At 66.3% G+C, this 1,000-nt stretch carries 1 protein-coding gene and 1 pseudogene; both read left to right on the plus strand.

Going from position 1 to position 1,000, the window contains the following annotated elements:
• Positions 1-800, plus strand: an 800-nt coding sequence (locus tag GBZ48_RS35870) for a branched-chain amino acid ABC transporter permease (RefSeq protein ID WP_174475377.1), incomplete at its 5' end; no start/stop codon positions are given.
• Positions 801-803: 3 nt separating this feature from the next.
• Positions 804-1,000, plus strand: a pseudogene (locus GBZ48_RS35875) (branched-chain amino acid ABC transporter permease); the annotation flags it as partial.

Raw genomic sequence — 1,000 nt, forward strand, 5'->3', positions numbered from 1 at the left:
GCCTTGGGCTGGCGGTGATCTTCGGCATGTTGAACGTCATCAACTTCGCCCATGGCGCGCTCTACATGGTCGGCGCCTTCGTGGCGTGGCTGCTGCTGACCTACGCCGGGGTCGGCTATTGGGGGGCCCTGGTGGTTGCGCCGCTTGTGGTCGGGCTGCTCGGCATCGCGCTGGAAAAGTCGATGCTGTCGCGGCTCTACAAGCTCGACCATCTCTATGGCCTGCTGCTGACCTTCGGTCTGGCGCTGATCCTGGAGGGGGCGTTCCGCCACCAGTATGGTGTGTCGGGCCAGCCCTACCCCATCCCCGACGCGCTGAAGGGCGGGCAGAATCTGGGCTTCATGTTCCTGCCCAACTACCGCGCCTGGGTCGTCGTCGCCTCGCTCACCATCTGCTTCGGCACCTGGTTCGCCATCGAGCGGACCAAGCTGGGCGCCTATCTGCGCGCGGCGACGGAGAACCCGACGCTGGTGCAGGCCTTCGGCATCAACGTGCCGGTGATGGTGTCGCTGACCTACGGCTTCGGCGTGGCGCTGGCCGGTCTGGCCGGCGTGCTGGCGGCGCCGATCTATCAGGTGTCGCCGCTGATGGGGACCAATCTGATCATCATCGTCTTCGCCGTGGTGGTGATCGGCGGCATGGGCTCGATCCTCGGCGCCATCGTCACCGGCCTGGGTCTGGGGCTGCTGGAGGGGCTGACCAAGGTCTTCTACCCGGAGGCCTCCAACATCGTCGTGTTCGTCGTGATGGCGATCGTTCTTCTCATCAAGCCCGCGGGCCTCTTCGGACGGGAGCGCTGATCCATGAGCGTCGCCAGCAATTCCACCCACGTCGCCCTGCGCGGCCCTGCCCGCGGCACCGGAACGGCGGTGATCGCCGCCGTCCTGCTGCTGGTCGCCGTCGCCGCACCCTTCGTGCTCTATCCCGTCTTCCTGATGAAGGTGCTGTGCTTTGCGCTGTTCGCCTGCGCCTTCAACCTGCTGATCGGCTTCGCCGGCCT

Origin of the sequence: Azospirillum melinis, assembly GCF_013340935.1 — a bacterium.
GTDB lineage: Bacteria > Pseudomonadota > Alphaproteobacteria > Azospirillales > Azospirillaceae > Azospirillum > Azospirillum melinis.